5 protein-coding genes are annotated in these 7,813 nt (G+C 65.2%); all 5 read right to left on the bottom strand.

From position 1 onward, the window contains the following. Nucleotides 1-131: 131 nt before the first annotated feature. The 5 genes from ACVOL0_RS08010 to ACVOL0_RS07990 all read right to left on the bottom strand — a co-directional run bounded on the left by ACVOL0_RS08010 (nucleotide 132) and on the right by ACVOL0_RS07990 (nucleotide 7,764). Complete coding sequence (locus tag ACVOL0_RS08010; RefSeq protein WP_481548631.1) at nucleotides 132-1,259, bottom strand: two-component system sensor histidine kinase NtrB; 1,128 nt, start codon at nucleotides 1,257-1,259, stop codon at nucleotides 132-134. After that, nucleotides 1,256-3,136 (bottom strand): DUF7844 domain-containing protein, encoded by a 1,881-nt coding sequence (locus ACVOL0_RS08005; RefSeq protein ID WP_481548630.1) that lies wholly within the window; start codon nucleotides 3,134-3,136, stop codon nucleotides 1,256-1,258. The genes ACVOL0_RS08010 and ACVOL0_RS08005 overlap by 4 nt, the downstream gene beginning before the upstream one ends. Beyond that, the gene (locus ACVOL0_RS08000; protein ID WP_481548629.1) at nucleotides 3,136-3,435 is read right to left on the bottom strand and encodes a DUF2388 domain-containing protein; all 300 of its coding nucleotides are present in this window, start codon (nucleotides 3,433-3,435) and stop codon (nucleotides 3,136-3,138) included. The genes ACVOL0_RS08005 and ACVOL0_RS08000 overlap by 1 nt, the downstream gene beginning before the upstream one ends. A 93-nt stretch (nucleotides 3,436-3,528) precedes the next feature. Beyond that, entirely contained in the window at nucleotides 3,529-6,657 is a 3,129-nt protein-coding gene (locus ACVOL0_RS07995; protein WP_481548628.1) for a multidrug efflux RND transporter permease subunit, read from the bottom strand. A gap of 9 nt (nucleotides 6,658-6,666) precedes the next feature. Then, complete coding sequence (locus ACVOL0_RS07990) at nucleotides 6,667-7,764, bottom strand: efflux RND transporter periplasmic adaptor subunit (protein ID WP_481548627.1); 1,098 nt, start codon at nucleotides 7,762-7,764, stop codon at nucleotides 6,667-6,669. Between the last annotated feature and the right edge of the window lie 49 nt (nucleotides 7,765-7,813).

Here is a 7,813-nt window from a genome sequence, read left to right as displayed (position 1 = left end):
CGGTTTTTTGCGCGCCCCGCCCCCCGCCTCTCTGGGCGGTTGCCCTACTTTCCTTTTCCACCCCTCAACCTCGCGCTTCTAACCCCACCCCCCGGTCCGCTCCCCCCCCCGCTCCTACAAAAACCAGCAGGCTATGCCACTACCGGGAAATACAGCGACACCGCTGCCCCGCCCAGCGCGGAGGTACCAATGGTCGCCGTGCCACCCGACTGTGCGGCAAAGCCGTAGACCTGGCTCAGGCCCAATCCACTGCCATCACCGACGCTCTTGGTGGTGAAGAACGGCTCGAACACGCTCTCCTGCAGCTCGGCCTGGATACCCGGCCCACTGTCGCCAACGCAGATGCAGACAAACTGCCCGGCCTCCCCCGCGCCTGACGGCACGATGATGCTCTCCAACCGCGCCGACAGCAGCACCTTGCCAACACCATGCATGGCATCACGGCTATTGCTCAGCAGATTCAACAGTGCCGCTTCCAGCTGACCGATGTCCACCGAGATAGGCGGCAGCTGCTCGGCCAGGTTCACATTCAACTGGATGGTCTCGCCGCAGACCCGGCGGTACAGCTCCAACGAGGCATTGACCAGATCATCTACCTGGCTCAGCTGCGGCACCAGCGTCTGCCCACGCCCGAAGGCCAGCATCTGCCGGGTCAACTGCGTGCCCCGCTCGACCGCGCGGTGGGCGATATCCAAAATGCGCCGCACGCTTTCGTCGCCGGAGCGGCGCAGCGACAGCATGTCCAGGCTGTTGCCTATCACCGACAACAGATTGTTGAAGTCATGCGACAGGCCAAGGGTCAGCTTGCCCACCGCGTCCAGGCGCTGCGCACGCAGGGCGACTTCCTGCGCCTCGCGGACCCGCTTCTGGGTTTGGAAGATCTCGGTGACGTCGCGGATCAGCACCAACACCCGTGGGCCGCGTTGGTCGCACACCCGCTCCAGCATCACCGATGCGCGGAAGCGCCCCCCGTCCTTGCGCACCATGGCCAGACTGAGCTGGTCGGTGCCCTGCTCCAGCGTGCGTGCCACTGCCTGTTGTGCTGCACTGCGCTGCGAATCGGCAGCACTGAACAACTGCGAAAATGCCAAGCCACAGATCTCATTGCTGGCGTAGCCAAATACCGTCGCGACGCCGGCGTTGCAGCCGAGCACATGGCCATCAGGGTCAAGCTGAAGAATCGCGCAGGAGCGCAGTTTCACGACATCCTCGGCCAACGTCATCGCATCGGCCGCCTGCTGCTGTTCAGTACTACTCAACCGCGTTCTCCTGAAAACTGACCCGGACGCCGCTCATCGAGCGCCGCCGCCTCCCCTGGCTGCGTACCGTACCCTAAACGCAGCCTGTTACGCAGGTACAGCAGGTTTACTTCAATCTGGGTCATGCGCTCCCGCTGCTCGCCAGGAAGCGCCGCCAACGCCGCTTCACGCAGCGCCTTCCACTGCTGTTGGGCGAGCCCAGCCCCGGCGGCGGCGGCGGTACGCAAGCGGGCCTGCTCATCCGCGCTGGGAATGCCATAGCCCTGACCCGCCCCCAACAGGCCGGCGGGGGCCAGCAGCGCAGCAGACCGCTCCATCAGCGCCTGGAAGTCCGTCATTTCCTGCCCCCGCTTGCCACTGGCGAGCAGGCTGCGCTTGAGCACATCAGCTGCTGCCACCTCCCCCCGTCGCCACGCGGCCTGCTCCAGCAACAGCATGGCCGCCAGCACCTGATCATCAGCCTGCTGCATCCACCTCTGGCGTTGCGCGGGTGGCAGGGCCAGCCAGGCCTCCACATTATTGGCCGGCAACGGCAGGGCTTTGCGGGCGATCCCGAACACCAGCGCATAATGGGCGGCCGCTGACTCGAAGTAATAGCCGCCACGCAGCGCCTGCGCGCGATCCCGCGGCCGATCGGCCAATGCTTCGGCACGCAGGCTGTGCAGCAAACCGGTCGGAGTGACCGACAGCAGCTCGGCCGTACCCAACCGCGGCGCACCATCGCCCAGCAGCTTGCCGGTTTCCACCGCGCAGTTGTTGCTGATGAAGTAGTAGCGCCCGTCGTAGTCCCAATGCAACCGCGCCGCCTGCTGCAGCACTGCGTTGATCTCATCACGCCGCAGGCGCAGCGGTGTGGAGGAGACCCCGCGCAGCTCGACCTTGGTGTATTCCTCGATCACCCGGCTCAGCGGCAACACGAACAAGCGCGACGGATAGGACCCGGTCAGGCCGCGCCAGCTGGATATCTGCACATCACCGACAAAGGCGCGGAACGACAGCACCAGGTGGTATTGCAGATCCATTCGACAGGCAGGGCCAGGTTCCCGCCCAGGCGCACATACCACCAGCCGCAGCATGCTGTGGCCCCAGCGGCTCATCAGCTTCTCGTTGCCTTCAGCCAGCAGGTAATCGATTTCGTAGACCCGCGCCGGGTCCAGCCCAAGCAAATCGGCCAGACCTTCCTGCTCGCCGGCCTGCATGAACGGCAAGGCCTGCGGGCACTGCACCACGTCCAGCTGGCGCACGCCCAGATTCTCGCCGAACCATGCATGCAGCAGCGGGCGCCGGCAGGCGTAGTCCGGGTCCAACAGATAGTGTTCGAGGTTGACCGCGAAGAACTCGGCAGGGCTCTCCAACTCGTAGCGATCAGGGCTGCGCAGACTGAAGTGATTGCGCCCGCGCCCTGGCCACAGCGCACGCCGCTGCCAACCGGCCAGATCCAGAAAGCGGGACTGGCTTGACCAGCGGCCTTCGGCCGAGCGGTCCAGCGCGTGTCCCAGCTCATGTATCAACGCCGCTCGTGCCCGCTGCCAAGCCCCGGAGGAGGCCACGGAGGACGCAGGCGCTCCCTGCAGCAAGGGCGCCAGCAAGCGTGCATCCAGACCCAGCTCGCGTCTACGCGCCCTGCCCTGCACATGCTCGGGCAAGTCGTCACGCCAGCGCAGCTGCAACGTCAAGGAGCTGCTGCGCTCGATACCGGCGGGAAGGCGCGCCAGTACCTCGTCGATCAGTTGCTGGCTGGCCTGCACCTGCGCCGGATCCAGCGCAGGCGTATGTGCCTGCAGCGCGATGCGCACTGCCGCCTGCGAAGGCGCGCTGACGCAGCACAGCAGCAACACCGCCAGCCACCGCGCGGGCGGCAGCCGGCGGAAATTCATCACAGGGCCAGGATCTTCCGGGCCAACGCCATGTCGCTGGCATCGCGCGCGGCAGCATCCCGCTCGCGCAGCTGGATCAGGGCAGCTTCCAGCCATGCGCCACGGATTTCGCCATTGCTGGCGACAAAACCAGCCGCGTCTTCGCGCGCATCCAGCAATACCTTGTCATCGCCCGAGGAGCTGCCCGAAGAATTGGACGATGCGCCCGATGCGGAGCCGGCCGACGTGCCTGCAAAGCTGGAGGCGAATGCCGACATCGGCAGGGCAATCAAGGCGCAGAACAGGATCTTGCGGATCATCGGCAGGTCAACATCGGGTGTGAAGGATGCCAAGAGTAACCACCGCCGCGGCTGGTTGGAACCTGTAACGGGCCTGCCCGCCCAATCCGTTCATCATCCCCCGCCAGCGGAACTGCTGCGCGAAGCGGGCAGGCGCTGGCGCAACCAGCGCCAACTGCCATCCACCACCACATAGAACACCGGCACGAAGAACACCGCCAGCACGGTTGCCGACACCATCCCGCCAAACACGCCCGTGCCAATGGCCTGCTGGGTCTCCCGCGACGCGCCCTGCGCCAGCATCAGCGGCACGACGCCCAGTGCGAACGCCATCGACGTCATCAGGATGGGCCGCAGGCGCAGACGCGCAGCCCGCAGTGCGGCCTGCGCAGCAGTCATTCCCTGCTGCTGCAGCTGCCGCGCATATTCCACGATCAGGATCGCATTCTTCGCCGACAGGCCGATCACCGTGATCATCCCGACCTTGAAGAAAACATCATTGGGCATGCCACGCAGCAACACCGCCGCCACCGCACCCAGCAGGCCGAGCGGCACCACCAGCATCACCGCCATCGGTATCGACCAACTCTCATACAAGGCGGCCAGCACCAGGAAGACCACCAACATCGATATCAGCAGCAGCCAAGGCGCCTGCGACCCGGACGTTTTTTCCTGCAGCGACTGGCTGGTCCACTGCAGGGCAAAGCCCGGCGGCAACTGCGCCGCAAGCCGCTCCATCTCGGCCATGGCCTGACCGGTGGAGACGCCTTCAGCCGGCGCACCAGAGACATTCAATGCGGGAAAACCGAGGTAGCGCTGCAGCTGCAATGGCGACTCCTCCCATTGCGGACTGACCAGCTCCGCAAGTGCGACCATGCCCCCCTGCGCATTACGCACGTACAGCCGCAGCACGTCCTCGACCTCCATCCGGAACGGCGCATCTGCCTGCAGGATCACCTGTTGCAAGCGGCCAGCGTTGGGAAAGTCATTGACGTACTGCGAGCCCATCGCCACCGACAAGGTACTGCTGATGTCGGCAAAGCCAACCCCCATCGCCTCGGCCTTGGCACGATCTATCTGCAGCCGCACGCTGCTACCGGAGGGCAGGCCATCGGCGTGCACCTCGCCCAGCAACGGGCTGGCCTTGGCCAAGGCCAATAATTGCTTCTGCGCGGCACGCAGCTGTAGCTGGGTCTGGCCGCTGCGGGCCTGCAGCGCCAGACTGAAGCCGGAGGAGTTGCCGAGGCTGTCGATGGCCGGCGGCATCACGCTGATCACTTCACCCTCGCCGCTGGCTGCCATCGCCTTCAGCGTAGCGGCCACCTCCTCTGCTGCGGTCGCACCGCCACGTTGGCCCCAGTCCTTGAGTATGGTGTAAGCCATGGCTGCGCTGGGGCCTGATCCGGCAAAGCTGTATCCGGTGATTACCTGGTTGGCGGCAATGCCCGGGCGCGAAGCGATATGCGCCTCATAGTCCTGGACCACGGCCAGGGTGCGCTCGGCGGTCGCCTCGGCAGGCAACTGGATCGAGGTAACGAAGTAGCCCTGATCCTCCTCCGGCAGGAACGCCCCCGGCAGCCATTGCAGGCCCAGCAACAACACCAACAGCAAGCCAGCGAACACGCCCATGACCCGTCCGCCGCGACGCAGCACCGCCGCCACCGCACGGTGGTAGCGCCCAGTCATGCGCGCGAATCCGCGATTGAATGCTGCGAACAGCCGCCCGCGCGGCCGTGCATGCGCAGCTGGCCGTAGCAGGGTTGCACACAGCGCCGGAGTCAGGCTCAACGCCAGCAATGCCGAGATCAGGATCGCTACCGCCATCGACACCGTGAACTGACGATAGATCGCACCCACCGAGCCACTGGCAAAGGCCATCGGAATGAATACCGCAGTCAGCACCAGGGTAATACCAACCACGGCGCTGGTCAGCTCATGCATGGCCTTGATCGTGGCCTCGCGCGGCGCCAGTCCCTGCTCGGCCATGATCCGTTCAACACCTTCGACAACGACGATTGCATCGTCGACGATGATGCCAATGGCCAACACCATGCCAAACATGGTCAGCACATTGATCGAGAAGCCCAACGCCAGCATCACCGCGAAGGTGCCCAGCAATGCAATCGGCGCAACCAACGCCGGCACCAGGGTATAGCGCCAGTCCTGCAGGAACAGGAACATCACCGCGAACACCAGCAACATCGCCTCCAGCAGGGTCTGCACTACCTTCTGGATGGAGATCTTCACGAAAGGTGCGGTATCGAACGGAATACTGCTCTCCACGCCTGGCGGCAGCAGGGACTGCAGCTCGGCCATGCGCGCACGCACTGCAGAGGATGTGCTTACCGCGTTCGCGCCAGGACGCAGCTGGATGCCGGCGGCGGTCGCCACCTGGCCGTCCTCGCGGGTACCCCAGGCGTAACTCTGCGCCCCCAGTTCCACCCGCGCCACATCGCCGAGCAGCACCCGCGAGCCATCAGCATGCGCACGCAGCACGATGGCGGCGAACTGTGCAGGCGTACTCAGCTGCCCATCGGCAACCAAGGGCACGGTGATACGTTGACCGGCCACACTTGGCGAGTCCCCGATACGTCCCGGCGCGATGTTCTGGTTCTGTTGTTCGATGGCGGCGACCACGTCACCCACGGTGAGCTCGTAGCCCGTCAAAGCGCCAGGGTCCAACCAGATCCGCATGGCCTGCTCGGCACCGAACAGCTGCACCCGGCCAACACCCTCGATACGACGCAGCTCCTCGATGATGTTGCGCGCCATGAAGTCGCCGAGCTGCGCTTCGTCGACGCTGCCGTCCGGCGACTTCAGCCCGACCAGCATCAGGAAACCGGAGCCGGATGCCTCCACATACAAACCACTCTGACGCACGCTGGCCGGCAACCGCGACTCGATCGCCTTGATCCGGTTCTGTACGTCGACCTGTGCCAGTTCCGGATTGGTACCCGGGGCGAAGGTGGCAGTAATGGAGGCCTCGCCGGAGGTGTCCACCGACGACTGGAAGTACAGCAGGTGCTTGACGCTGGATAACTCCCGCTCGATCAAGCCGACAACCGAGTCATCCAGCGTCTGTGGGCTGGCACCGGGGTAGCTGGCATAGATGCTGACGCTGGTTGGCGCCACCGACGGATAGCGTTCGACCGCAAGCCGCGGAATCGCCAGTATCCCGGCCAGCACGACGAAGATAGCCAGCACCCAGGCGAATACCGGGCGATCAATGAAAAAGCGAGCCATGTCCTACCTTCAGTTGTGGCTGGATGCGATGGCGGCCTTGCCCTGCATGGACACCGGCTGCCAAGCCGAGGTTTCAACCAGGCGCCCTTCCTGCAGACGCTCCTGCCCTTCCACCACCACACGCTCGCCGATTTTCAGGCCGCTGCGGACGATCCACTGCCGGTCCACGCTGCCGTCGATCTCGATGGTGCGTATGACGGCCTTGCCATCGCCACCGATCACCCAGGCGTACGCCTGGCCACCGGCACTGCGCAGTACCGCCTGTTGCGGCAGCAGCGGCAGCTGGCTGGCCGCGCCACGCGGTACGCGCGCGCGCACGAACATGCCGGGCAGCAGGTCGCGTCCAGGATTGTCGACCAACACCCGCAACACCACGTCACCCGTGCGCGCGTCGACGTTGATACCCGAAAACAACAGCTGTCCGGGCTGCTCGTGCAGTTGCCCATTGGCGCCGATGATCGCCACCGACAGCGCGCTGCCATCAACCACGCCCTTGCGCATTTCTGGCAGCTGCGAAGCTGGCTGGCGCACGTCCACATAGACCTGATCGATCTGCTGCACCAGCGCCATCGGCTCGCTGTCGGCGGCGTTCACCAAGGCGCCTTCGGTCACCATTGCCTGATCGATGCGACCGTCAATCGGCGCACTGACCGTGGCATAGCGCAGATCCAGCTGACGCCTGGCGAGGATCGCCCTGGCTTCGGCCACCGCTGCACGCGCCTGCTCATACTCGAACGTCGCATCATCGCGATGCTGCTGGCTGACTGCCTGCGCGTCGGCCAGCGCCTGCAGGCGCTGCGCCTGCACCCGGCTGCGTGAGAGCGCCGCCTCGCTGCGCTGCAAGGCCGCCAACGCTGAATCGACATCGGCCCGGAATGCCGACGGATCGATCTGGAACAGCGCCTGCCCGGCAGTGACCTCGGCACCTTGTTCAAACAGGCGCTTGCGCACGATGCCGCCAACCTGCGCGCGGATCTGCGCCGTACGCAACGCCGTTACCCGCCCCTGCAATTCGTCATCACGCTGCACGCGCTGGGCGGCAACCGTCAGCACGCTGACCTTTGGCACTGCTTCCGCAGGTACTTCAGGGGAGGAGCAGGCCGTCATGGCCAAAACCAAGGCCGCACACACGGCCGCCGTAATCCGTCGAATGGTC

The sequence above is a fragment of the Stenotrophomonas sp. STEN021 genome (assembly GCF_056760175.1).
Note: the sequence above shows the minus strand (reverse complement) of the source record. Positions and strands in the feature narration are given on the sequence as shown.